We start from the raw sequence: 23,633 nt of genomic DNA, 5'->3' as shown, positions 1-23,633 counted from the left end.
GTGACGCGATGAGCGCCATACCCGAAACACTCGAGGTGTTGACCCAACGGCTCGCCGCGCTCGAAGCCGAATCCGCGGTACGCCGCACGATGACACGCTATATGGCGCTGTGCGACGTGCCGTCCGGCGCAATCGAAGGCGAGACGCTCGCGGCCCTCTTTAGCGCCGATGCGATCTGGGAAGGCATCGGCCCCCAGTATGCGAGCAAGTTCGGCCGCCTGAGCGGCCACGGCGAAATCCTCGCGATGCTCACGCGCTACCTGCCGCCCTCGCCGCATTTCTCGGTGAACGTGCACTTCCTCACATCGGAAACCATCGACGTGCAGGGCTCGAATGCAAAAGGCCGCTGGATCATGCTGCAGGCGTCCGGCTATGTCGATGCGCAAGCCGAACTGATCTCCGCGCGCCTTGAAGTGGATTTCGCGCCTGCCGGCAATGGCCGCGACTGGCTCATCACGCACTTTCGCACGGAGCGCCTGTTCGACGCGCCGTGGCAAGTCAATGCAAGGAAACCGAACCCATGAACGAGTTTATCCAGACCCTCTCGCTAGGCGGCACGGGTCCCAGCATCGCGATCAAGGACACGATCGATATCGCCGGCTACCGCACTACGGCAGCGAGCCGCGCATTGGCGGACACGCCGCCCGCGCAGCGCCACGCGGAAGTGGTCGAGCGCCTGCTCGCGGCCGGCTGGCACATTGTCGGCAAGGCAAACATGCATGAGCTGGCCTTCGGCATGACCGGCATTAACGACTACACCGGCACGCCGCAGAATCCGCAAGATGCTGCGCGCATTCCGGGTGGCTCGTCGAGCGGGTCGGCCGCCGCGGTGGGGCTGAAACTTGCCGACGCCGCGCTCGGCACCGACACCGGCGGCTCGATTCGCGGGCCCGCCGCATGTTGCGGCGTGATCGGTCTGAAGCCTACCTTCGGGCGAGTGTCGCGGCTGGGCGTCGCGCCGAGTGAATCCACGCTCGATTGTGTCGGGCCATTCGCACGCGACATGCGCACGCTCGCTGCCGCGATGCTCGCTATCGCAGCGGACTTCGATGCGAATGCCGCACACGCATGGCAAGGCCCGTGCAAGGTCGGCGTCGTGCAAGTCGACGCGGCGCCCGATATCCTCGCCGCCGTCGCCCGCGCGGCCGATATGGCCAACTGCACTGCGCACACGCTGCAGCTCGCGGGCCTTGCAGCCGCATTCGACGCGGGCCTAGCCGTGATCAATGCCGAGACCTCGCGCGCTTTCGGTCATCTGGTGGCAACCGGAAAAATCGGCGCGGATCTCGACGCGCGCCTGCGCGCGGCAGCCCACACCACCGCCGCGCAACTCGACACTGCGGAACAGCTGCGCCGCCAGTTCACGGCGGCAGTCGACCACGCGCTCGACAACGCCGATGTGCTGATTCTGCCAACGCTGCCCGCGCTTCCTATCACGCTCGAAGAAGCACGCGGCGGGAAGTCGGTCATCGCCATGTCGTCACTGATCCGGCCGTTCAATCTGAGCGGTCATCCCGCGTTGAGCCTGCCGCTGCCGATCAAAGGATCGCCACTCAAGGCCGGATTGCAGATTGTCGGACGCAAGGGGCAAGATGAACAGGTGTGCGCGATCGCGGCGCGTTTCGAAGCCGCCCTCGCCGCTTGAGCGATGCATCAGGCCGCTGCAGTAGCGGCCGTTTTATCAGGAGTGGAAGCGATGCAGAAAAGAGTTGTCCTTGTCACCGGCGCCGCGCGCGGTCTGGGCGCGGCGATCGCCACGCGTTTTCATTCTGCGGGCTACGCGGTCGCCATCGGCGATATCGCGTTCGATGCAGCGCAAGCCCTTGCGCGCGATCTGAGCGCCGACGGTTCCACCGCAATCGCGCTGAATCTCGACGTCACCGCGAAAGCCGCTTTCACCACGGCGCGCGACGCGATTCTTCAGCGCTGGGGACGTATCGATGCATTGGTCAATAACGCAGGCGCCTCCAAGATCGTGTCCGTGATGGACATTACCGCGGAGCAATTCGATCAGGTCATCAACGTGAATTTGCGCAGCGTGCTGTTCGGTTGCCAGGTGTTCGGCCAGCATTTCGCCGACGCGGGCGCGGGCCGTATTGTCAATATCGCGTCGCTCGCGGGACAGAATGGCGGTTCGGCAACCGGTGCTCACTATGCGGCTGCGAAAGGGGGTGTAATCACGCTCACCAAGGTCTTCGCGCGCGATCTCGGCGCTGCGGGTGTGACCGTCAACGCGATCTCGCCTGGACCAATGGATCTGCCGATCGTGCATGAAAGCGTCGCGCCCGACAAACTGAAGGCGGTGATCTCGACTATTCCCGCAGGACGTCTGGGCTCGGCGGATTACGTCGCCGACGTTGCCGTGTTGCTCGCCGCGGACAATGCTTACTTCGCGAACGGCGCGTGCTGGGACGTGAATGGCGGGCTGTTCATGCGTTGAGGCTCAGCCACACTCTCACGCCTATTCAATGCAATTCACGCCGCAGCGGCTTGCATCAACGCGGCATGCCGACAGCGGCCGCATCCTGATCCCACACTGCCATCACCTCGCGCACCAGCATGGCGATCGATGCAGCGCCGAGCTTATCCTTGATGCTCGCGCGATGCACGTCGACGGTCTTCACGCTGATCGACAGATCGCCGGCGATGCGCTTGCTGCCTTTGCCGTCGATCACGCCGCGCAGCACTTCTTTTTCGCGCGCGGTGAGCGAGTCGATCCGCTTGCGCAGTTCGCGCTGCTTCTGGCCGGCGAAATGACGTTGCGCGGCGAGCTTTAGCGCGCGTTGCACGCGATCGAGCATTTGCTGCGAGTTATATGGCTTCTCGACGAAATCGATCGCGCCGTTTTGCAACGCGCGCACCGACATCGGAATGTCGCCGTGACCGCTGACGAAAATGGTCGGCAATGTCGCACCTCGACGGTTCAATTCCGCTTGCACATCGAAGCCGCTGTGTTCCGGCATACGCACGTCGAGCACGAGACAGGCCGGCACCGCCGGATCGAACGCACCGAGAAACTCGCCGGCACTGGCGAAGCCCATCGACTTCACGCCAACCGATTCGAGCAACCAGGCGAGCGACGTGCGCATGCCACTGTCGTCGTCGACGATATAGACGATCGGTGCGGGTGAGGTGGCGGACTGCGGCGACTGGGACATGTGGACGTAGGGAGGCGATTCGACACGTAAAAGCGGGTTCATCATAACCAGTGGATAAGGCGCTGCAAAGCGATAGTTACCCTGAAAAGACCGGTGAATCATGGCCCGTTCACTCAACGTTATCAATGTTAGCCGAAGCACTGGGGAAACCTTTAGACAGCCTGGGAAACACGCCTGTCCGCCTGCCGCTCGCGCGGATTCTTTTTCACTACGCGATTGAGTACGCTTGAATCCAACCACTCGACAACCGCATCAGGACGCCAACCTATGACGCCGATTCAGCAAGCGACTCCCGACGCCGAAGCCCACCTGCACGCCAGACAGCAATTCCGTCAGGCCATGGCGCATCTCTGCGCGGCCGTGAATGTCGTCACGACAGCCGGACCGCACGGACGTTGCGGCGTGACCGCGAGCGCCGTGTGCTCCGTTACCGATACGCCACCCACGCTGCTCGTCTGCCTGAACCGATCGAGCGCGATGCACGCGACCTTCCAGCGCAACCGGCACGTTTGCCTCAACGTACTGCCGGGCGAGCACGAGTTGCTGGCACGCCACTTCGCCGGCATGACCCAGGTGCCGATGGAAGAACGCTTCGGCTGGCCGATCTGGGATGAAGGCGCACATGGTGTGCCGGTCTTGCGTGACGCGCTGGCCAGCCTGCAAGGCGAGATCGTCGATCTGAAGGAAGTCGGCTCGCATTCGGTGATGTTCGTGAAGACCACGCGCATTAGCGTGAGAACGGATGGCGACGGACTGATCTACTTCGATCGCAACTTCCATCGCGTCAAACGCGCGGCGGTCTGTTGATGCAGGGCGGCAACTCGCGCGATAGCTCATTTTTTGGTGCCGGAAGCGCAAAGCGAGCGCGTGCGGCTGTACGTGCCAGCCGGTGAACACATCTTTAGCGCGAAGATCTTGATCCGACATTGGCGGATGATGGGGCGGCCCCCGTGAAAACCGGACACGAGGAACGCTTAAACTTTGAGGTAGTCTTACGCCTATGTTTAAGCCCAGCTCTAACGTGGAACCCATTGAAGTTTTGACCCAGCCCGAACAGCGCCGCAGGCGCTCTGTCGAGGAAAAGCTTGCGATAGTGCNGCCATGCGTCGATTGCGACGACGTCGATCTACCTGCATAGCGATGACGTGAAGCGTGCCAGGTGGGGCGGCCCCCGTGAAAACCGGACACGAGGAACGCTTAAACTTTGAGGTAGTCTTACGCCTATGTTTAAGCCCAGCTCTAACGTGGAACCCATTGAAGTTTTGACCCAGCCCGAACAGCGCCGCAGGCGCTCTGTCGAGGAAAAGCTTGCGATAGTGCGCGAGACCTTCGAGCCCGGCGCAACCGTTTCCGGAGTTGCCCGTCGTCATCAAGTGAATGCAAACCAGGTGTTCGCCTGGCGCAAGCTCTATCAGGACGGAAGCCTGTCAGCGGTCAGTGCCGGCGAGCATGTGGTACCGGCATCGGACCTGGCCGAAGCGATGAAACAGATTCGTGAACTCCAGCGATTGCTGGGCAAGAAGACGATGGAAGTGGAAATCCTCCGCGAAGCAGTGGAGTACGGCCGGGCAAAAAAATTGATTGCGCGCTCACCATTGCTGCCAGGGGACGACCGATGAAGACGGTCTGTAATGTCCTGGGTGTGTCGCGCTCTAATCTCGCAGTGAAAATAAAGCGCGACGCCGAATGGGTCGACAAGCGCAAGACACCCGCCCGTGACGACATGCCGCTCGTTGCCGAGCTCCAGGAGTTGGTTGCTGATTTGCCTACTTACGGCTACCGGCGCGCCTGGGCTCTCCTACGCCGAAACCGGGAGGCACAGGGACAGCCTCGGGTTAATGCAAAACGGGTTTATCGGGTCATGCATACCCACGGCCTGCTGCTTGAGCGCCGCCCTCGACATCCCGAATCCAGGCGCCGGCACGATGGAAGGGTCGCGGTGGACCAGAGCAATGCGCGCTGGTGCTCGGACGGCTTCGAATTCCGCTGTGATGACGGCTCGCCGCTGCGCGTCATCTTTGCACTGGACTGCTGTGACCGGGAAGCCATGAGCTGGGCTGCGACCACTGGAGGCTATACCGGAGACATGGTGCGTGATGTCATGCTTCAAGCGGTAGAAAACCGTTTCGATGGTGCGTTAAAGGCCGACAACGAAATCGAATGGCTCAGCGACAACGGTTCCTGCTACATTGCCGAGGAGACGCTGACGTTCTCGAAAAAAGTGGGCCTGAAACCCATCACGACGCCGGTCAGAAGTCCGCAGAGCAACGGAATGGCCGAGAGCTTCGTCAAAACGATGAAGAGAGACTACGTCTCGTGGATGCCCAAGCCGGACGCGAGAACGGCGTTGCACAACCTGGCCATCGCGTTTGACCACTACAACGAGTCGCATCCGCACAGCGCCCTGAAATACTGCTCACCACGCGAGTTTCGCCAGCGAGCAGATTCACCAACCTAAGCGTGACCGCATGTCCGGTCATGCAGGGGCAAGTCCAGATGAGTAGAAGGAAATACAGGATGGCGAGCNAGACTACGTCTCGTGGATGCCCAAGCCGGACGCGAGAACGGCGTTGCACAACCTGGCCATCGCGTTTGACCACTACAACGAGTCGCATCCGCACAGCGCCCTGAAATACTGCTCACCACGCGAGTTTCGCCAGCGAGCAGATTCACCAACCTAAGCGTGACCGCATGTCCGGTCATGCAGGGGCAAGTCCACCAGGCAAATCCGTGACGCGTTCGCGGACTGATACGCCCAGGCTTGGCCCGCGTGTTGGCTGGCGTTGTCAGCCGGACAAATGATTTTTCACTTGATGGAAGGGTTGCAACTTTACGTCAATCAGTCTGGAGCCCTTGACCCATAAGGCCCACCATTGCGACATCCTTCTAAAATCAAAGAAGTCTCAACTTTAGTGGCAAATTCGTACCAACTTTAGTTCGTTTGACAGATCACGCACTGGAAGAAGCGGTTTGTCGCTCAGGGGCTTGCGGGTCTGCATGATGAAGCTCGCCCTGGCCGACCACGCACACATGACGACGAGGCGGTCGCGGAATTACTGGCCAGGGTGTTGCACGAGAAGCCGGACGGGGCAACGCACTGGAGCGTGCGTTCTGCAGCCTCGCAGACAGGGATTTCGAAGAGTTCGGTGGCCCGGTATCTGTCGCTGTTCGGTATACAGCCCCATCGTTCAAAGAGCTTCAAGCTGTCTACCGATTCATTCTTCGTCGAGAAGGTGCGCGATATTGTCGGGCTGTACCTGAGCCCGCCCACCAACGCCCTGGTGCTGTGCGTCGACGAGAAGAGCCAGTGTCAGGCGCTGGAGCGCACGCAGCCGATGCTGCCGATGGGGCTGGGCTATCTCGAAGGCGTGACGCATGATTACGTCCGGCATGGCACCACAACCTTATTCGCTGCGCTCAATGCAGCGACGGGCGAAGTCATTGCTCAATGCAAGCCACGCCACCGGCATCAGGAATTCCTGGCGTTCCTCAGGCATATTGACCAGGCGGTGCCGGCCGATCTCGACGTGCATCTGGTCGTCGACAACTACGCGACACACAAGCATCCGAGGGTCAGGGCGTGGCTCGCCAGGCATACGCGCTACCACATGCATTTCACGCCGACCTACTCGAGCTGGCTGAATCAGGTTGAACGCTGGTTTGGCCTGATTACGCAACAGGCGATCCGTCGCGGGTCATTCAGAAACGTGCGCCAGCTCATTGCCAGCATCGAACGTTATACCGAGCAGTACAACCAGCACAAGCGGCCGTTCGTATGGACCGCGACAGCCGATTCCATTCTCCAGAAAGTGGCCCGGCTATGCAAAGTTATTTCTGGGACGGAACACTAGAAAGCCGCCATTTGAACTGCTAGTTCACCCTTGATTCCCGCCGTTCAAGCCCCTGTCAGGTCGAGCACCTTCCGGCGTCGCGCGCGCCGCGGATTCTGGCCTAGGCAGGCAGTCGCACACGGACACGACAAGCCGCCTCTCCATTCACTCCCGCCGTATCCGATGTTTTCGAAGCGGGAAAGCATCCGGCATAAACCGTATCGGCGGGAATGCAGCGTCGTCGATTGACCGCTGGGTCTCTGTGAGAGGTGCGGTCGATGTTACTATTCGACGGTCCCACGCTTGCCCTTTGATATGTGCGGGAACGCTGACTGCGGCGTCCGTCAAACCGGTAGTCTGGTCTGGAACGGTTCTCGCCGTCGCGTGGGTTTCGTGGCCGTTCGGCTGTGGCACGCCGACGTAAATCGCGAGGAAGTGATGGTCAAGATTGAGTTCGAATTAGACGACGACGTTTATGCAGCCCTGCAGTCGGTCGTTGCGCGGTGCAACCTAGAGCACAGAAGCAGCGGCGGTGTGAACACGCATGGGAAGCTAACCGTTAAGAAGCTGCTGATCGTTTTGGCGGAGGACGCCGCGATGACGCAAATTCGACCAGCCTCATGGGAGGCTTTCAAAATGCAGCATGTGCTCGACAGCCACGGGTACTAGTCGTGCTGTAGCTCCGGAACGCATGCGGAGGCGCGGAAAGGGTGTCGTTGGGCCGGTTGGGTAAGATGGCGTGACGAAGAAAGAAAAAACGCTTTACCACGGTCATCGGTTCCCGGCCGCAGTCATCAGCCAGGCAGTTCGCTGGTGTTTCCGCTTCGAGTTGAGTTTGCGCGACATCGAGGAACTGCTCTTCGAGTGCGGTGTGACCGTGACATACGAGACGATCCGATGCTGTTGCGACAAGTTTGGTAAGGGCTTTGCGCACCGGGATAAAAAGGGCGCGACGCAAGCCAGGTAGTACGTGGCACCTCGACGAGATGTTCGTCACGCTGCGTGGCGAACCGTACCTGCTGTGGCGTGCGGTCGACGAGCATGGCGCCGCACTCGACATCCTGCTACAAAAGCGGTGCGACAAGGCCACGCCCCAACGCTTCTTCAACGTGCGCTGCGATCCAGCCCAGTGCCGCGCAAGATCGTCACGGATCAACTGCGCAGTTATCCGGCCGCAAAGGCCGAAATTCCCGAGTTGGCGAACGTCAAGCACATGTTCGTAAAAGCGGCCGCCAGGCTGAACAACCGGGCGGAGAACATCCACCAACCGACGCGCGAACGCGAGCGTCGTATGCGACGCTTTCGCGATCCGAAACGCACACAAAAATTTCTCTCCTGCTTCGGGCCGATCCGGCAACACATCGCCCTGAAGCGGCACGTGATGCGAGCCTCACGTTATCGCAAACAACTCGCAGCCCGGTTTATTGCATGGCGCGAATTTCACCGAACTCGCTCAAAATCCGTTGACTGCTTTCTGACCAGTCTTCGTACCTGCCATCCTGCCGTCTCACCCTCGGTAAGTTGACAATGCCTTCAGGCACGTCTGTTCGCTGGGAAAGGCTGGAGCGGAGTGCATGAATCCTCGGCCGTCTGACCGAGATACCTGCCTTTCCCTGCTTCGCGTACACCCTCTTCATCGTCTTGACGAAACCCGGCGATTCCCGATACGTCGGTCCCAATTGCACGCCGGTAGACGCGCTCGGAGCGCCAATGCTCCAACCAGACACATAAGCGACGTTAATCTTTTTCGCGCAATTGTTGAGTTGTTGCGGCAGCGAAGCGTCCGTATATTCGTATGCATGGAGCGGGGTTCCGTGCGTATGCCTCGAGGCGGCACATCACTCGCGAGATGTTCGCCCGTCGCGCAGCCCGGCCAGAACGATTCATAAGCTAACAGGAGACACGCATGAGCACGAAATGCCGCATAGCGATCGTAGGCGGCGGGCTGGCCGGCACGGCGACGGCCAACGCGCTGAAGACCTTCGGCGTGGAAGCGGAGCTGTTCGAGGCGGCGCCGTCGCTCGGCGAGATCGGCGCGGCGGTCAGCTGCAGCCCGCAGGCGGTCAAGGCGTTGTGGGGTCTGGGCGCACGCGAGCGCGTCGATGCGGTGGGTCACCGCTCGCCTGGCGAGTACACGCGCAACATGCAGACCGGCGAGTTCCTGGAGTTCCGTGACCGCTTCAAGCTCGCGGAGAAGTGGGGCGCGCCGTACTACTCGTTCCACCGTGCCGACCTGCTCGATGCACTCGCTTCGACACTGGACAGCTCGCGCGTTCACCTCGGTCATCGGGTGGTCGCGGCCACGCCGCGCGATGACGGCGTGGAGCTCGCGTTCGACAACGGCCACCGTGTCGAAGCGCAGTACGTGATCGGCTCGGACGGCGTGAAGTCGGTGCTGCGCCAGGCGCTCTACGGCGACGACAACCCGAGCTACACGGGCCAGATGGCGTGGCGCTCGCTGCTCGATGCGCGCGACGTGCCCGAATGGATTCTGGAGCCGACGGGCCAGACAGAATGGGTGGGACCGGGCGCGCACGTGCGGGCCTACTACATCCGTCAGAAGAAGCTCGTGAACATCGTCACGCAGCAGGACACTGGCGACTGGGTCGAGGAGAGCTGGAACAGACGCGGTGACCCGGACGAGATGCGCGCGAGCTTCGCCAATCCGGAGCCGCGACTGAAGGCGCTGCTCGATCTGGTTGCCGACTGCATGAAGTGGGGGCTGTTCGCGCGGCCGATCAACGACAACTGGGGCCATGGCCGCATCCAACTGATCGGCGACGCAGCGCACGCGATGGTGCCAAACGCGGGCCAGGGCGCGTGCCAGGCGTTCGAGGATGCCTACATCCTGGGGCGCTGGCTGTCGTCCGTGGCGGACCCCGAAGAAGCGTTCAGGCAGTTCCGGCGCGTGCGCATTCCGCGTGTACATGGCGTGCAGCGTCTCGCGCTCGCGAACCTGAACTTCAAGCACATGAAGGACACCCAGGCGCAGAAGGAAGCGCTGGCGACGGGCAAGGGCAGCATGCACGGCAAGAACGACTGGCTCTACGGGTTCGACCCGGCCACGCAGTGGGATCAGACACCGGTGGTGGCTGAACAGTACGCGGACGCGCCGGCCGCCTCGGCCGCAGCAGCAACGACGAGCCCGGCCGCAGCCCATTGATCCAACCCAAACCGAATCGAAACGATGAAGATCTGCCGTTACAACGAAGGGCTGCCCGGACTGATCCTGGGCGATGCCATCTATCCGCTCGCCGATGCGCTGGCGATGACGGGCGCGACGCGCTCGGGCGCGTCGATGGCCGAGGTGATCGATGCGCTGGCGAACCATCCGGCCGCGCAGGACGCGATGGCCATCGCACAGCGCGGCGAGCCGCTCGCGCTGTCCTCGGTGCGCCTGCTCGCGCCGATCGACAACCCGCCGGCGATCTGGGCGGGCGCGGCGAACTACCGCTCGCATCAGTCGGAGATGACCGAGCGGGTCGGCGCGTACGACCGCTCGCAGTTTTCGGCCGATGACCTGATGGCCGAAGTGTTCCTGAAGCCGTCGTCGGCGATCGTGGGGCCGGGCGGCACGGTGATCCTGCCGATGATCGCGAAGCACGTGGACTTCGAGTGCGAGCTGTGCGCGGTGATCGGGCGCAGCGCGAAGGACGTGAGCGCTCAGGAGGCGCTCGATTACGTGTACGGCTACACGATGTGCTGGGATATCAGCGTTCGCGATCCGTGGGGCCGGCAGCACAACACACGCAACATCCGCAAGGGCTTCGACACGTTCTGTGGCGTGGGCCCGTGGTTCGTGACGCGCGACGAGATCGCGGAGCCGCAGGACCTGCACATCGAGGTGGAGCAGAACGGCAGCACGGTGATGCGTGCGCATACGGCCGACATGATCAACGGCGTGCGTGAGCTGATCCGTTTCCTGTCGAGCGTCACGACGCTCAAGCCCGGCACGCTGATCACGACGGGCACACCGGCGGGCGTATCGCAACTGGTCGACGGCGACCGGCTGAAGGGGACGATCGGCGGCATCGGTTCGATGGAGCTCGATGTCGCGGCGCAGGGCCGTTCGATCGGCTGATACGGCTCAACGCACACAACGGACAACACCATGCTGCTTCCTCTGCATCAACGCACTATCAGCTACGACATCGTCGGTCCCGAGCATGGACCGGTGGTGGTGTTTTCTCATTCGCTCGCGGCCGACCTCGGCCTGTGGGCCGAGCAGGTTCCCGCGCTGCTCGCCGCCGGGTATCGCGTGCTGCGCACCGATCTGCGCGGACACGGCGGCAGCACCGCGACGCCCGCGCCCTACACGATCGACCTGCTCGCCGATGACGTGATCGACGTGCTCGACGCGCTGCGCATCGAACGCTGTCATTTCGTCGGGCTGTCGATCGGCGGGATGATCGGGCAGTCGCTCGGTCTGCGTCACGCGCATCGCCTGCATTCGCTGATGTTGTGCGACACGCAATCGGAATCGCCGCCCGATGCCGCGACCTTCTGGGGCCCCATGATCGAAGCGATCAACAAGGCCGGTTCGCTCGAACCGATTGCCGACCGGACGATGGACCGCTGGTTGACCCCGGCGTATCGTGAGGCGCATCCGGGCCGCTGGAAGCAGATCCGCGACACGGTCGCCGGCTGCACGCCGACCGGATACATCGGCTGCGCGCAGGCCATCGCCAATTTTCATTTCACCGACCGGCTGAACACCGTGCAAACGCCCGTGCTCGTCGCATGCGGCACGCGGGATCCGCGCGCGACACCGGAGGAAAGCCGGCGTATCGCCAGCCTCTTTACGCATGGCAGCTACGATGAATTCTTGGGCGCGAAGCACGTCCCCAACGTCGAGCAGGCCGACGCATTCAATCGCGTGCTGCTGCAGTGGCTCGCATCACACCGGTAGACGTGGACCATGAACGAACTCACGACGACGACCCTCAAGGCATGGCGGTTCCTGTACCGCCGCGGCTTCATCGAAGGCTTCGGCCATATCAGCGTGCGCCTGCCGGGTGAACGCTTCATGATCACGCGTCACTCGCTGGGTATGAATGCCACCGCGGAAGACTTCGTGATCATGGACCTGGAAGGCCGCAAGCTCGAAGGCGCGGGCGACCCGCCGGGCGAGTATCCGATCCATCTCGAAGTACTGGCGGCACGGCCCGACGTCAATTGCGTGATTCACTATCACGGCATGTACTCGACGGNAAACCCATCACGACGCCGGTCAGAAGTCCGCAGAGCAACGGAATGGCCGAGAGCTTCGTCAAAACGATGAAGAGAGACTACGTCTCGTGGATGCCCAAGCCGGACGCGAGAACGGCGTTGCACAACCTGGCCATCGCGTTTGACCACTACAACGAGTCGCATCCGCACAGCGCCCTGAAATACTGCTCACCACGCGAGTTTCGCCAGCGAGCAGATTCACCAACCTAAGCGTGACCGCATGTCCGGTCATGCAGGGGCAAGTCCAGATGAGTAGAAGGAAATACAGGATGGCGAGCGGGTTATATTTGGTGTTCTTCTGATCCGCCTGAAGCACGACCCGCCTATGACCTACCACGCAATTACAGTCACACTTGAAAATATCAGCGGGATAGTCGCAGAGAAAGATCGGTATGGATCGAGAATAGTGAGACTGGCTTTTAACGTGACGGTCGAGGGAAAACGTCACTATGCTGTACAGATAGACGGTGCGCCCCGACTCGAAAACGGCATGGTGGTCACTGCGGTGCTGCGCGATACGGAAAACTGGCAAACGTTGGTAGGTTGGCTTAATCACGCAACGGGTGAGATTTGCGGCGTCAATTCACCTGGATACCAGATCGCGCTATGTGTGTTCAGTGTGCTGCTTGGAGTGCTGCTGTCCATCAGGCAGACAAGCGCTGAAACTGGTACAGGCCGGATGATTTTCTGGATTTGTTCAGTCGGCCTGCTCAATGCGTGGTCACTTCTGTCGTTGCGTAAATCCCTGACTGTTTACAGGCTGCTGAAGCCTTGAGTGTCGAGAGGATCGATTCCCGCTCCTGCGAAAGCGGCCCTTGAGAAACTACGTAAAGACGCCCGCACGAAGCGGGCGTCAATATCCGCGGCGCAGATTCTTCGCTTGTCCTGCGCTACAGGTGGCGTGCCGCCATAGCGGAGTCGATCCACCCTCTCGCCGACTCGCGCCGTAGCATGATAAACGCTAGAACGCGAAGCCATACGCAAAGCGCAATAAGAGCGATAGACCACACGCCTAATACCGAAAGATAGGGTCCACCGGACACGGTCCATACAATGCTAAACGCTGCGATCCACTTGAGAAGATCAAAGGCCCATTTTCGGCGTTTCATTGCATACACCAGTGCCAACGGATTAGCTATAAGGCTTGCGATTATAGCGACCCATCCTGTCGGCTTTAAAGGCAGAGTCCATAACAAAACGCCTTCTACCGATACCTCACATAGATAGGCAAGAAGAAAAGCAACGATGGCAGCTCGAATACTGAGTGGCATTGCAGGCGTCTTCATCGGAACATAGTACTCTGACAATAATTCATCCAGCTGGTAAGGTCCGAGCCTCCCCTCTCGTCATACAGCGCCCGGCAGTAACTCTGCTTATATAGGGAGTCTGCTACCGGTGTAAAACTACCCGGCACTGGGGTTCCAGAGATTCTTATCAAACCCGGCGCTGTCATGCTATCACTCAGATAGACGAATAGACCCTTACCGGACATTATCTCATCATATGTGTAAAGGTTATACCCGTTCCCGTGGTTGACGCTTCCCCAATAAAGCGATGCGCTGGCAATGGATGCTGGTTTTGAAAGCTGCAGCGTCTTCGACAATGCAGCTCCAAGCCATAACTTAGCGGCACTCACATACGGCTGAAACGAAGACTGCAAGTCAGCGGCAAGGGCGAGTGCTCCAATTGCCGCTGCTGCGCCGGGTCCAATTTCCGCCCATATAAGTAGCGTAACGGCGATTGTACCAGTCGCACTGACAAGAGTTAGCACATCCCCGGGTTGAACCATTTTATTTGGGTCTTTCCAGTCAGTCACGATCCGGGTTAGTGCGGACGTGGCTGATAAGCCGTTAGTAATGATGCGGATCGGTTTCAGCATATTGCTGACATTTGATACGGTCGCAATCAGATTGCTGCCGTTCTGGATTATTGACAGCGAGTCGCTCGGACTATTTCCTGCAGACATGAACGCCTGATAAGAATCCATCGAATTCGACCCCGTTTCGACCCATTGCAACACCAACTCTACTTTTGCCATTTGTTATTCAGCCTTTGATTCAGTATCCCATGGGGAAATTGAGTTAACGACCGAACTTACCGAACGAGAAGTCGAAGGATTCGATCCGATCACATAGCGATAAAAGAGTTGCGAACTTCCGGAGTTTGGCTTGTAAACCGGCTGAGCAATGAAAGATCGTGAATTCGTAAGAGTAAAAGGAACGTTTTCGATGATTTGCGAGAATGCTCTATCAGTTGCCAGCTCGAGACTTGCGTTAATATCATCATCAGGATTATCATAATTGATAATGCGAACCCAAAAAATCCATGACCCATCGTCGCGCTTCAGTGCGCTCGCGCCATTGGTTAGCGCATAGCCGTGGTTTGACGTTGCAGGGAGCTGGGGCGACTCGGGGGTGGCGCGGGCAATTTGCGATGTGATTCCCACGAGAGATAATGCGCTGTTACGCAAAAATAACCGTCTGCTTGTCATCGTTTTTCTCTGATTGAGTGGCTTGCGCCGTTTGCAAATGTAGCTCTCGCTACAAATTCAAACTTATCCCCATGGCAGACATGTATGACATCAGAGAACTCCTAAAGACTACTTCCATTTGACAAGGGGATGCCATGCCTCATCGGTTTTCACGCAGGTCTTCGTTCCAATAAAAATCCCCGCCGTAGCGGGGATCGTGTTTTTCTATCGGCTCTCGTCAAGCGCCTTTTTTATGGCCGCGCACTTTGGAACTGGAGACGTTTCCATATCGGCGGGGCATGTGAGCCGTTTATAAAATTCAAATTCCTGAGTCGCGATGGTCTTTCGACATTCTGCAATCTGGAAATCAGTATCCGGCGTGTAGTCTCCCCCCCACCCATTGAATGAATAGCCTAACACTGTGCAATCTGATTCAAGCTTGTCTTTCCATATCTGATAATTTTGATCTATCGCGGCCCGCCTGTCTCCTTTGGCTTGCTCTCTAATTATAAGATATAGAGTTTTCGAGTCAAAAAGCATCTTGTCTGCATCAGTTCTTGTGCACTCGAGAAAATCATTACGCGTTTTAGCATGTTTCTCACAAACCGCGTCAGCAAATGCAGACGTGGCAAAGGCAAAGCCAGTCGCTACAATGATTTCTTTAATGGCTCGCATCGCAATTCCCATCCTTGAACATATTTCCCTCTGCACGGCGTCGCCTTAAAATTCCGCGCGGTTGTACGTCGCCTGCCCACGAATACTCCAAAAACTTTGCTGGCACCTGGTCGTAGTGGCCGGTGTTTACGAGATGCAAAAGTCCCTCATTGTGACTGCGCAAATTATAAACAAAATCGACTAATGCATCGTACTCGTATTGAAAGAGCGGAACATTTATGCGTTGATTCACGATCCGTTCGGGGTCTATCAAATCCTGATGCATTAATTGGTGCGCACGCTCCAACGATATACTCCTCAAAAAAGGGGCTTCAGAGGATACACCCGATATCGGACCCATATGAACCAGGTGCCCGAAGCCAATAGTTGTATTCCCACTGCGCCCACCGCCGTCGTTGTCGTATAGATGTGGCCGGAAAGCCTCCCATGCTTCAATAAAACCGATTCCCGCCTGAGAGATTCGCCACGGCTTGCAAAGCCGATCCGTCCGTACGATCACACACGAATTAGAATTGGTGTTCGTTATTGCTGTCCCAAGTGCATCCGGCATCAAACCTCCTATCTGTGTCCAAGGTAAATCTTGATGGATTGCGCGCTGTCCGTTTGATAGCGCCGGGTTCGTCCGCGCGAATCGGTCATGCCGTGAATCCGTTCGCCCGAAGGCAGAAACACGGTGTAAGGCGTGTCAGGGACTACGTTATGCGCGGCGTCAACAAGCGCAAACTGCTCATCGTGGCGTTGATGTGCATACTCGACTTGGGACGCGTGCTCACTATCAAGCTCCACGCGTCGCGCGTATTCATAATCGCGGTCCTCGCACCACGACTCTCCCGCCAGGCTCGCAGTGATGCGCGGTGGGGTTGGACATTGGCACAGAACGATATCTCCATCGAGTGCCACATGGTGCGTCGTCTCGTATTGAAGCCGATACGGGCCGCCCGCTTTCGCGAGTATCCCAGTGCTTTTGCACGACAGGCAGAATGCTTCCTTGCCGAGTAGTGCGGCCTTATGGCCGTGAAAGCGAAAGCCGGTGCCCTGCACATAGTCAAGAACCTCGCCCCCGCCGCTCAAGGTGTCGCCCACAACTGCTATGCGTCGTTTCATACCTGCACACCCTCACTGAAGTTGAAGCTGGTTGCCATGCTCATCGAGCGGCACGAACAGGGTGGGTGTGTGCAACTGCGATGCGGACTGTCGTTGATCACGGCATGCGCGCCGTCGCTGTATGTCACGATATCTCCGACACACGCAAGGGGCAGCCCGGCCAGCGTGATAGACCGCCCGGTGGTGACACGCCCGCCGTGCCCGGTGAGCGCGCCTACAGTGACGAAGTGATAAAACGTGCCTTTACGTTCCTGATCCGACATTTCCACGACTCCATGAAATAGACGAAGGCGACCGGCGAGCCAAGCCACCGGTGCTGCTGCGGCGGCTTGGCCACTGCAGGCTCAAAATCATCTGTGGAGGCCGGCAGCCGCGTACATGGGATAAGTCGGAAAAACAATGCGACTGATGCGCGCCGCATGACAATGCGCACTGGAGTTGACAGATCACGGGTCGGCCCGAGCGCACCGGATGCACGGGCGAAAAAAAGCGCGATGATTTGCGCCTTCTTCATGGGTGCGGCGTGGCCGCTCATGCTGGCGGGCGGGGGGGTGCGTGCAGTGTGTCGGCGGCGGTGCGGACTCGCATACCACTATGCAAAAGGAAGCTCCGTGAAGGGCATAACGGGAGCGACCTATCATCAATTCGCTTCGCGTATCGACTACTTCGTGTCGAAGCGTACCGATGTCTATTTGATCTGTTCAGGCGGCCGGCGCCGCCGCTCCCACGTGGGGCGCTCACCCTTCGCTCTCCCATTGAACAAGCAGTTCAGCGGGAATGGCCTTGACCACCTCCGCATAGCGCTTACCCACAAGCTGCTCGGCACGCGCAAGCAGCAAAGAAACGGGACTGCTCGGTTCGTTTTTCTCAAACCACTCACGGGCCTGCCTGATTAGCTCGCGAGCGGTGTGGCGATCGGTAAGTGGCGTGCCGCCGCTCTCACCTGCCATCACATCGACGTTCCCGCACGCCGACTCCCCTTCGTGCGCGGCCAACGAATCGTGATGCGCATCATCCACGCCGCGTTCGATGGTCGGCGGGTCACTCATAGCGATGTCCGCTTTCCTTTTGTCCGCGTACGCGCCATCTCGCGCAACATGCCGGAGCAACCGGGTCAGCGCCGAAAGATCCGGCGCGTGGACGCCCAGGTGCTCGCGGCTCCATGCGTCGATCGCGGCGAGGCTGACGAGCGCCTCGTCGAAGCCCGTCAACGTGCCCTGCTGCTGTGAGCGCAGATCGTCGAGTTGCCGCGTCACCGATTCCGGCGCAAGTGCATCGTTTAGACGGGGATAAGCAAACGCACGCTCAATGTCGCGCACCTGAAGGCGCGTGGCAGTCGACTTCGTCAACGCGATTTCTCGCACATCCGCAAGCAGACCATCCACGTCGGTCAGGGCCTGCAATGCGTTCATGCGGATTTCGAGCGCGGCCTCGCGATCCGCGTCGACGCCGGGTTGCGGATGAATCTGATCCGCAAAAGCCGCGAGCCACGCAGCGAGCAGGCCCACGCCCTCGGCGAGTCCCGCCGCACCGGTGAGCCGGGTGCGGCAGCGCGTGAACAGCACGGCGAGACGCATGTCCTTGCTGCGCATCATCAAACGGCGGCAATCGCGATCGACGTCGCTCCAGTTGACGGGCTCCGGCGATCCCACGAAATCGCCGTATTGAGCGTCCAGCCTCGTGGTCATGTTCGCCGCGAGAACGACGAATTCCGGGTCGTATTCGAGGTCGATGCCGCACGGTGCCGCGGAGTCGATCGGGGTCATCCAGTTGTGAGGCACAGGTGCTTTCGTTGTCCCTGCGTTCTGGACAGGTTGTTTTCTGCTTTTGCTCATCATTGCCCTTCATCCCGCCTGGCCATCGGCACTTGCGGTTGTTTTTCGTGCATCTCCCTCGATACAGGACCACGCTCAGCCCGCGCGCGTTCCAGTGACGTTCAGTTGACTCGTTTCCAGGTCGAGCGAACTCTGCACCATAAATTCGAGCGGATACGGATCCATGCGAATCATGCCGCGTACCTCGAATGCCAGCACGTTGTAGTGAACATCGGCATCGACACCGGCGAGCGGCGCAATGCTGAGTGATTCGGCGATAAGCCGCGGCTCGAACTCGTTGATCGCGGACCGGATGATCTTCTCGATGTGTTCCCATTTGCGCGTTGCCGTGAAGGCCCCCGCAAGCGGCGGCACGCCGAAATTCACCGTCGACGAAGCCACATGCGGATATCGCTCGCGATCGATCAGATCCTCCATGCTGGTCGTATTCAGCAGGAACGCCAGATCGCGCTGCACGATGTCGCGCATCTGCGAACGGGTCACCGTGTATTCACTGGGCGCTTCCGTGTGCCTGCGCGGCGCATCGTCACGCAGACGGTCGAGCAACGTTGGCAACAGATGCGCGCTCGCTCGTCGGGGCGCGGCGGCCCCTTCGCGCGCGGAACGCGCCTCGCGTTGCACGGCCCAGGAAGCAGGCGCCTTAGGCCTGTCCATCTGCGGCGCCTTGCTGCCACTCTGTCTTGCTGCTGCGGGATAAATATGCGGTCATCGAGTCTCTTCGTGTGTCATTGAACGTGGGGCCGGCAACGGGCTGTCCAGACCCAATGCATGGTGGTCCCGTCGTGCCAGCGCGGGCGGCAACACGCGCGCGCGCCGTGCGGCCACGGCGAGGTATGCCGCCGGTGCGAAAAGACCGAGAATTTCGGGCGCCGGCTCCGCCGCGCCGAAGTCGGCTTCCAGGTCCGCGGCGAGCGGGCCGAACGCGTCTTCCATGAAACGCGCCCCGGACAGAAGTGCTTCGATCGACGCGATGTGCTGTGTCCGTGCACCGGATTGCGCCTCGTAGTGCGAAGCCGGATACATGCCGGCTGAAAGAGGAGACTGCCCTTCCCAACCTCCAGGCAGAGACGCATGAGGATCGCAAAGGACGCGCCGGTACTGCTCGTGCAACGTTTCGATCAGATCGTCGATACCGCTGCTTGCTTCGCTGCGATCTCGCCGCAACTCGCCGGTATCAGACGCCAGGGCGGCGCCGATCAGGCCGAATATCGCGCTGCTGCCAAGCAGATCTTCGTCTTTGCGGTACTCGGAATCGTATTCGGGGGCGCACAGATGATCGTCGGCGATCTGATTTGCAAGGCGCCTGTCTCCCGGCAGTTTGCGTTCCGTTTGTGTCGGGCCCGCTTCAACGCGCGGGGATACCCTCATTTCACGCCTGATAAATACTCTGACCCACATGTCATTGCCCGTGCTTTCCCGATTGGCGGAAGCCGCATTCTAAACACGAATTCCAGGCATCAGTCCATTTCAAAGAGAATTAAATTTTATTTGACTGACATCTCTTATTTTTTTGATAAAAATTAGGATAAAAAACCTTCCAGCGCATGGCATTTTACATATTTTCACGACTATCCCGCAATTTCAAGACAACGATACAGATCAATAAATCACAATAAAATCAATCGCCTACATACAAAATAGAATCACAAATTAACACTTTCACGAAGAACAATCCCAATCCAACTCGGAATTTTCACAACGCCATCCATTTTCACTCTGTTTCGACCCGCATCAATTGACGAATGAATCAAGTCATGCGCTTAATACAATCCTGACGATTTTATTTCACTTAAAAAAATATCATGACTTAAGAATGGAAATTTGATTGATCCGCAATGGATCGAATAGCCCGCAGCCCTATTCCCAGATTGATCCCAGATTGATTTTGGCCGATCCGCAATTGCTTTGCCCGACAACGAGCGAAAGCACGAAAACCCATGACAGCGACGCAGAGAAACCCCACGACGACTACGCGACAGGCGCTCTTCGGCAAGCTCGGAACCACGCTATACAAAAGCATCGAGTCCGCCACCGTCTTCTGCAAGCTGCGCGGCAATCCGTATATCGAACTCGTGCATTGGCTGCATCAACTGCTGCAGCAGCCCGACTCGGACCTGCATCGGATCGCGCGGCACTGTGGTATCGATCGGGAAGCGCTCGATCATGACATGGCGAGCGCGCTCGCCGCGCTACCCGCAGGTGCCAGTTCGATCAGCGATTTCTCGCATCACGTCGAATTCGCGATCGAGCGAGCCTGGGTATTGGCCACGCTCAGCTTCAATGACCGGCGCATTCGCAGCGCATGGCTCGTCGCGGCACTCGTACAGACGGTGGAATTGCGGCGTATGCTGCTTTGCATCTCACCGGCGTTCGCCAGGCTAACCGCCGAAGGTCTGAACGCATCTCTGCTGGCATCCATAGGCGCCTCGCCAGAAACCGCTGAAGCACCCTACGACAACAGCGATCTTTCACCGGCGGTGCCAGGCGAGACCTCGCATGCGCTGGCCGCGCAATCAAAAGCTTCGCCGCTCGAACAGTTCTGCACGGACCTGACCGCGCGTGCGCACAACGGCGAAATTGATCCGGTCATCGGGCGCGAACTGGAAATTCGCACGATGATCGACGTGCTGCTGCGCCGTCGGCAAAACAATCCGTTGCTGACTGGCGAAGCGGGCGTCGGCAAGACCGCTGTCGTGGAGGGACTCGCATGCGCCATCGCCACCGGCGACGTGCCGCCCACACTGGTGGGCGTGCGCTTGCTGACGCTCGACATGGGCGCGCTGCTCGCCGGCGCGAGCATGAAGGGCGAATTCGAGTCCCGTTTGAGAGGCGTGCTGGAGGCCGCGCTGAATTCGGCGGTGCCCGTGATCCTGTTCATCGACGAAATCCACGCGCTGATCGGTGCGGGCGGTCAGACAGGCACTGGCGACGCTGCCAATCTGCTGAAACCCGCGCTTGCGCGTGGCGCGATTCGCACAATCGGCGCCACGACCTGGGCGGAGTACAAGCGCCACATCGAAACAGATCCGGCGCTCACCCGGCGTTTCCAGGTTCTGCAGGTGCGGGAACCGGAAGAACCGGCCGCTATCGATATGGTGCGCGGCCTCGCAAATACCTTCTCGCAGCATCACGATGTCGTCGTGCGCGACGAGGCGATCCGCGCGGCCGTGACGCTGTCGCATCGCTATCTCCCGTCACGGCAATTGCCGGACAAAGCCATCAGTCTTCTCGACACCGCGTGCGCGCGTGTCGCACTTTCCCAGCACGCGCCTCCGCGAGAGTTGCAGGACGTGCGTCAGCGCGTACGGGCGGCACGCGTCGAAAGCGAGTTGCTCACCGCGGAATCGCGTATCGGGCTGGCCACCGGCCGCGCACTGACGGCAGCCCAGACCCGCGTCGATGAGTTCGTCAGCGTTGAAGGGCGCATCGAAGCCCGCTGGAAAGCGCAGCTCGCAGCGGCGCAGGCCTTGCTCACCGCTCGTAACGCGTTCGGCGTCGATAGCGGCACGCCACGCGCGGACACGAGCATGGAGGCGCGCGCATCGCTTCACACGCTCAAAGATCTGGAGCACGCCCTCACGCAATTGCAGCGCGATGCGCCACTCGTGTTCGCGGACGTGAGCGAGGCGATCGTCGCCCAGGTTGTGTCGGACTGGACGGGCATTCCCGTCGGCCGCATGGTCACCGACGAAGTGGCCGCCGTGCAGTCGCTGCCAGCCACGCTCGAAGCGCGCGTGATCGGGCAGTCCGACGCCTTGCGTCAGATCGGCGAACGGGTGCAAACCGCGCGCGCGGGGCTCACGGATCCGAAGAAACCGCTGGGCGTCTTCCTGCTTGCCGGACCCTCCGGTGTGGGCAAGACCGAAACCGCGCTCGCCCTCGCCGAGGCGCTCTACGGCGGCGAGCAGAACCTGATCACCGTCAATATGAGCGAGTATCAGGAGGCCCATAGCGTTTCCGGACTGAAAGGCGCCCCGCCCGGCTATGTCGGTTACGGCGAGGGAGGCGTGCTCACCGAAGCCGTGCGGCGCCGCCCTTATTCTGTGGTCTTGCTCGACGAAATCGAGAAGGCTCATCGCGACGTGCATGAAGTGTTCTTCCAGGTCTTCGACAAGGGCTATATGGAAGACGGAGACGGCCGCTACATCGATTTCCGCAATACGACGATTCTGCTCACCAGCAACACGGGCTCGGAACTCACGGCCACGCTGTGCGCCGATGCGTTGCGCTCACCCGATGCAAACCAATTGCGCGAAGCTCTCGGACCCGAATTGCTCAAGGCATTTCCCGCGGCATTTCTCGGCCGCGTCACCGTGGTGCCTTACCGGCCTCTTGCGCACGAATCGCTTGCGCGCATCGTGCGCCTCCATCTGGAGCGCGTTGCCAGACGCATGGCTGACGTTCACGACATGGCGCTCGCCTATAGCCCGCTCGTGGTGGACTACATCGTCGGCAGGTGCCTTGTTCAGGAAACCGGGGCTCGCGTGCTGATCGGCTTCATCGAACAACATGTGCTGCCGCGCCTTTCCGCGATATGGCTCGACGCCTTTGCGTCGAAACAAACGATCACCCGAATCGAGATCGACCTCGTCGACGCGAGCGCGCTACCCATCGCGGCGCTCGCTTTCCAATGCACGTATGCGCTTGCGCCAGCGCCGGAAAGGCACTCACCAGCCGCCATGTCACCCACATTTTCCGTCGAGCACGTTGACTGATCGCTGCCGACTCTTCACCACCGCCCTCGGAGACCTCCATGTCCGTTCCCAGCAGTTCGCAGAAATTCATCGCGCTCAATCGGGCGCCACGTGTACAGATCGAGTACGACGTCGAAGTCTACGGCTCCGAGAAAAAGGTCGAATTGCTGTTCGTGATGGGCGTGCTGTCGGACCTTTCCGGCGCGCCCGTCGAGGCGCTACCGCCGGTAGCCGCGCGCGGTTTCCTCGACATCGATATCGACAACTTCGACGAACGGATGAAGGCGATCGAGCCGCGCGTCGCATTCACGGTGCCGAACACGCTGTCAGGCGACGGACAGTTGCTGGTCGACATGACCTTCGAGAGCATTGAAGACTTCTCGCCGGCGGCCGTGGCCCGCAAGGTCGATTCGCTGCGCCAACTGCTCGAAGCCCGCACGCAACTCGCGAATCTGCAAACGTATATGGATGGCAAATCGGGTGCGGAATCACTCGTCAACAGATTGCTACAGGATCCGGCGTTGTTGAAATCGCTTGCGGCCACACCGAAACCGCTCGTGACAGACGCGGACCACGACACGGTGGATACGGTCGCGACCATCTGACCGACTGGCCAGAACATATCCGGAGGACAAGAC

General features: G+C 59.8%; 23 protein-coding genes and 4 pseudogenes. 17 read left to right on the top strand and 10 right to left on the bottom strand.

Going from position 1 to position 23,633, the window contains the following annotated elements:
- The first annotated feature begins 8 nt into the window (after positions 1-8).
- From AC57B1_RS08680 to AC57B1_RS08670, 3 genes are read left to right on the top strand one after another with little or no spacing between them, the layout of a single operon-like run.
- A complete protein-coding gene (locus AC57B1_RS08680; RefSeq protein ID WP_496417255.1) occupies positions 9-524 on the top strand; it encodes a nuclear transport factor 2 family protein in 516 nt (171 codons plus the stop codon).
- Positions 521-1,645, top strand: a complete 1,125-nt coding sequence (locus AC57B1_RS08675) for an amidase (protein WP_496417254.1) — start codon at positions 521-523, stop codon at positions 1,643-1,645. The genes AC57B1_RS08680 and AC57B1_RS08675 overlap by 4 nt, the downstream gene beginning before the upstream one ends.
- A 51-nt stretch (positions 1,646-1,696) precedes the next feature.
- The gene (locus AC57B1_RS08670) at positions 1,697-2,440 is read left to right on the top strand and encodes an SDR family NAD(P)-dependent oxidoreductase (protein ID WP_496417253.1); all 744 of its coding nucleotides are present in this window, start codon (positions 1,697-1,699) and stop codon (positions 2,438-2,440) included.
- Positions 2,441-2,495: 55 nt separating this feature from the next.
- Here AC57B1_RS08670 and AC57B1_RS08665 read toward each other — a convergent pair whose 3' ends face one another.
- Positions 2,496-3,158: a response regulator transcription factor gene (locus AC57B1_RS08665; protein ID WP_408298049.1), complete on the bottom strand. Its 663-nt coding sequence runs from the start codon at positions 3,156-3,158 to the stop codon at positions 2,496-2,498.
- Positions 3,159-3,425: 267 nt separating this feature from the next.
- On the opposite strand from AC57B1_RS08665, the gene hpaC reads away from it, so the two are divergent.
- From hpaC to AC57B1_RS08605, 12 genes and pseudogenes are all read left to right on the top strand, one after another.
- Positions 3,426-3,965, top strand: a complete 540-nt coding sequence (hpaC, locus tag AC57B1_RS08660) for a 4-hydroxyphenylacetate 3-monooxygenase, reductase component (RefSeq protein WP_496417252.1) — start codon at positions 3,426-3,428, stop codon at positions 3,963-3,965.
- Between the two features lie 416 nt (positions 3,966-4,381).
- Positions 4,382-5,616 (top strand): IS3 family transposase gene (locus AC57B1_RS08655; RefSeq protein WP_085954161.1). Its coding sequence is split into 2 segments (ribosomal slippage): positions 4,382-4,736 and positions 4,736-5,616, totalling 1,236 coding nucleotides; the frame shifts between segments, so codons are not numbered across the junction.
- A gap of 70 nt (positions 5,617-5,686) precedes the next feature.
- Positions 5,687-5,839, top strand: a pseudogene (locus tag AC57B1_RS08650) (integrase core domain-containing protein); the annotation flags it as partial.
- A 276-nt stretch (positions 5,840-6,115) separates the two neighbouring features.
- Positions 6,116-7,009, top strand: a pseudogene (locus AC57B1_RS08645) (IS630 family transposase); the annotation flags it as partial.
- A gap of 417 nt (positions 7,010-7,426) precedes the next feature.
- Positions 7,427-7,657 carry a hypothetical protein gene (locus tag AC57B1_RS08640; protein ID WP_149029642.1) on the top strand — a complete coding sequence of 77 codons (231 nt, stop codon included), beginning with the start codon at positions 7,427-7,429 and terminating at the stop codon, positions 7,655-7,657.
- 70 nt (positions 7,658-7,727) lie between these two features.
- Positions 7,728-8,466: pseudogene (locus AC57B1_RS08635) on the top strand (IS6 family transposase).
- Between the two features lie 428 nt (positions 8,467-8,894).
- Positions 8,895-10,151 carry an FAD-dependent monooxygenase gene (locus tag AC57B1_RS08630; protein ID WP_046565365.1) on the top strand — a complete coding sequence of 419 codons (1,257 nt, stop codon included), beginning with the start codon at positions 8,895-8,897 and terminating at the stop codon, positions 10,149-10,151.
- 24 nt (positions 10,152-10,175) lie between these two features.
- Complete coding sequence (locus tag AC57B1_RS08625; RefSeq protein ID WP_046565363.1) at positions 10,176-11,069, top strand: fumarylacetoacetate hydrolase family protein; 894 nt, start codon at positions 10,176-10,178, stop codon at positions 11,067-11,069.
- A 30-nt stretch (positions 11,070-11,099) separates the two neighbouring features.
- A complete protein-coding gene (locus AC57B1_RS08620; RefSeq protein WP_046565360.1) occupies positions 11,100-11,897 on the top strand; it encodes an alpha/beta fold hydrolase in 798 nt (265 codons plus the stop codon).
- A 9-nt stretch (positions 11,898-11,906) separates the two neighbouring features.
- Complete coding sequence (locus AC57B1_RS08615; protein WP_496417251.1) at positions 11,907-12,269, top strand: class II aldolase/adducin family protein; 363 nt, start codon at positions 11,907-11,909, stop codon at positions 12,267-12,269.
- Positions 12,197-12,427: pseudogene (locus AC57B1_RS08610) on the top strand (integrase core domain-containing protein); the annotation flags it as partial. The gene AC57B1_RS08615 and the pseudogene AC57B1_RS08610, both read left to right, overlap by 73 nt.
- Before the next feature lie 115 nt (positions 12,428-12,542).
- A complete protein-coding gene (locus AC57B1_RS08605) occupies positions 12,543-12,992 on the top strand; it encodes a hypothetical protein (RefSeq protein WP_496417250.1) in 450 nt (149 codons plus the stop codon).
- Between the two features lie 507 nt (positions 12,993-13,499).
- On the opposite strand, the gene AC57B1_RS08600 is transcribed toward AC57B1_RS08605, so the two are convergent.
- The 9 genes from AC57B1_RS08600 to AC57B1_RS08560 all read right to left on the bottom strand — a co-directional run bounded on the left by AC57B1_RS08600 (position 13,500) and on the right by AC57B1_RS08560 (position 19,669).
- Positions 13,500-14,255, bottom strand: a complete 756-nt coding sequence (locus tag AC57B1_RS08600) for a hypothetical protein (RefSeq protein ID WP_496417249.1) — start codon at positions 14,253-14,255, stop codon at positions 13,500-13,502.
- 3 nt (positions 14,256-14,258) lie between these two features.
- Positions 14,259-14,708 carry a hypothetical protein gene (locus AC57B1_RS08595; protein WP_496417248.1) on the bottom strand — a complete coding sequence of 150 codons (450 nt, stop codon included), beginning with the start codon at positions 14,706-14,708 and terminating at the stop codon, positions 14,259-14,261.
- Positions 14,709-14,912: 204 nt separating this feature from the next.
- Positions 14,913-15,362 (bottom strand): hypothetical protein, encoded by a 450-nt coding sequence (locus AC57B1_RS08590; RefSeq protein WP_496417247.1) that lies wholly within the window; start codon positions 15,360-15,362, stop codon positions 14,913-14,915.
- Positions 15,349-15,912: a lysozyme gene (locus AC57B1_RS08585; RefSeq protein ID WP_496417246.1), complete on the bottom strand. Its 564-nt coding sequence runs from the start codon at positions 15,910-15,912 to the stop codon at positions 15,349-15,351. The genes AC57B1_RS08590 and AC57B1_RS08585 overlap by 14 nt, the downstream gene beginning before the upstream one ends.
- An 8-nt stretch (positions 15,913-15,920) precedes the next feature.
- Positions 15,921-16,466, bottom strand: a complete 546-nt coding sequence (locus AC57B1_RS08580; RefSeq protein WP_408351010.1) for a PAAR domain-containing protein — start codon at positions 16,464-16,466, stop codon at positions 15,921-15,923.
- Positions 16,463-16,729, bottom strand: coding sequence for a PAAR domain-containing protein (locus AC57B1_RS08575; RefSeq protein WP_496417245.1), 267 nt, complete (start codon positions 16,727-16,729; stop codon positions 16,463-16,465). Before AC57B1_RS08575 ends, AC57B1_RS08580 begins: the two co-directional genes overlap by 4 nt.
- A 474-nt stretch (positions 16,730-17,203) precedes the next feature.
- Positions 17,204-18,301: a type VI secretion system protein TssA gene (locus AC57B1_RS08570; protein WP_496417244.1), complete on the bottom strand. Its 1,098-nt coding sequence runs from the start codon at positions 18,299-18,301 to the stop codon at positions 17,204-17,206.
- Positions 18,302-18,376: 75 nt separating this feature from the next.
- Entirely contained in the window at positions 18,377-18,955 is a 579-nt protein-coding gene (gene tssE / locus AC57B1_RS08565; protein ID WP_496417243.1) for a type VI secretion system baseplate subunit TssE, read from the bottom strand.
- Positions 18,956-19,006: 51 nt separating this feature from the next.
- Positions 19,007-19,669, bottom strand: a complete 663-nt coding sequence (locus AC57B1_RS08560) for a TagK domain-containing protein (RefSeq protein ID WP_496417242.1) — start codon at positions 19,667-19,669, stop codon at positions 19,007-19,009.
- Positions 19,670-20,238: 569 nt separating this feature from the next.
- On the opposite strand from AC57B1_RS08560, the gene tssH reads away from it, so the two are divergent.
- Complete coding sequence (gene tssH / locus AC57B1_RS08555) at positions 20,239-23,016, top strand: type VI secretion system ATPase TssH (protein ID WP_496417241.1); 2,778 nt, start codon at positions 20,239-20,241, stop codon at positions 23,014-23,016.
- A 38-nt stretch (positions 23,017-23,054) separates the two neighbouring features.
- Positions 23,055-23,600 carry a type VI secretion system contractile sheath small subunit gene (tssB, locus tag AC57B1_RS08550; protein ID WP_496417240.1) on the top strand — a complete coding sequence of 182 codons (546 nt, stop codon included), beginning with the start codon at positions 23,055-23,057 and terminating at the stop codon, positions 23,598-23,600.
- Positions 23,601-23,633: the final 33 nt, after the last annotated feature.

Source organism: Paraburkholderia sp. BGA-UO-ETr-F21, assembly GCF_059567925.1.
The sequence above is the reverse complement of the archived record's forward strand: the minus strand, read 5'-3'. Positions and strand labels throughout refer to the sequence as shown.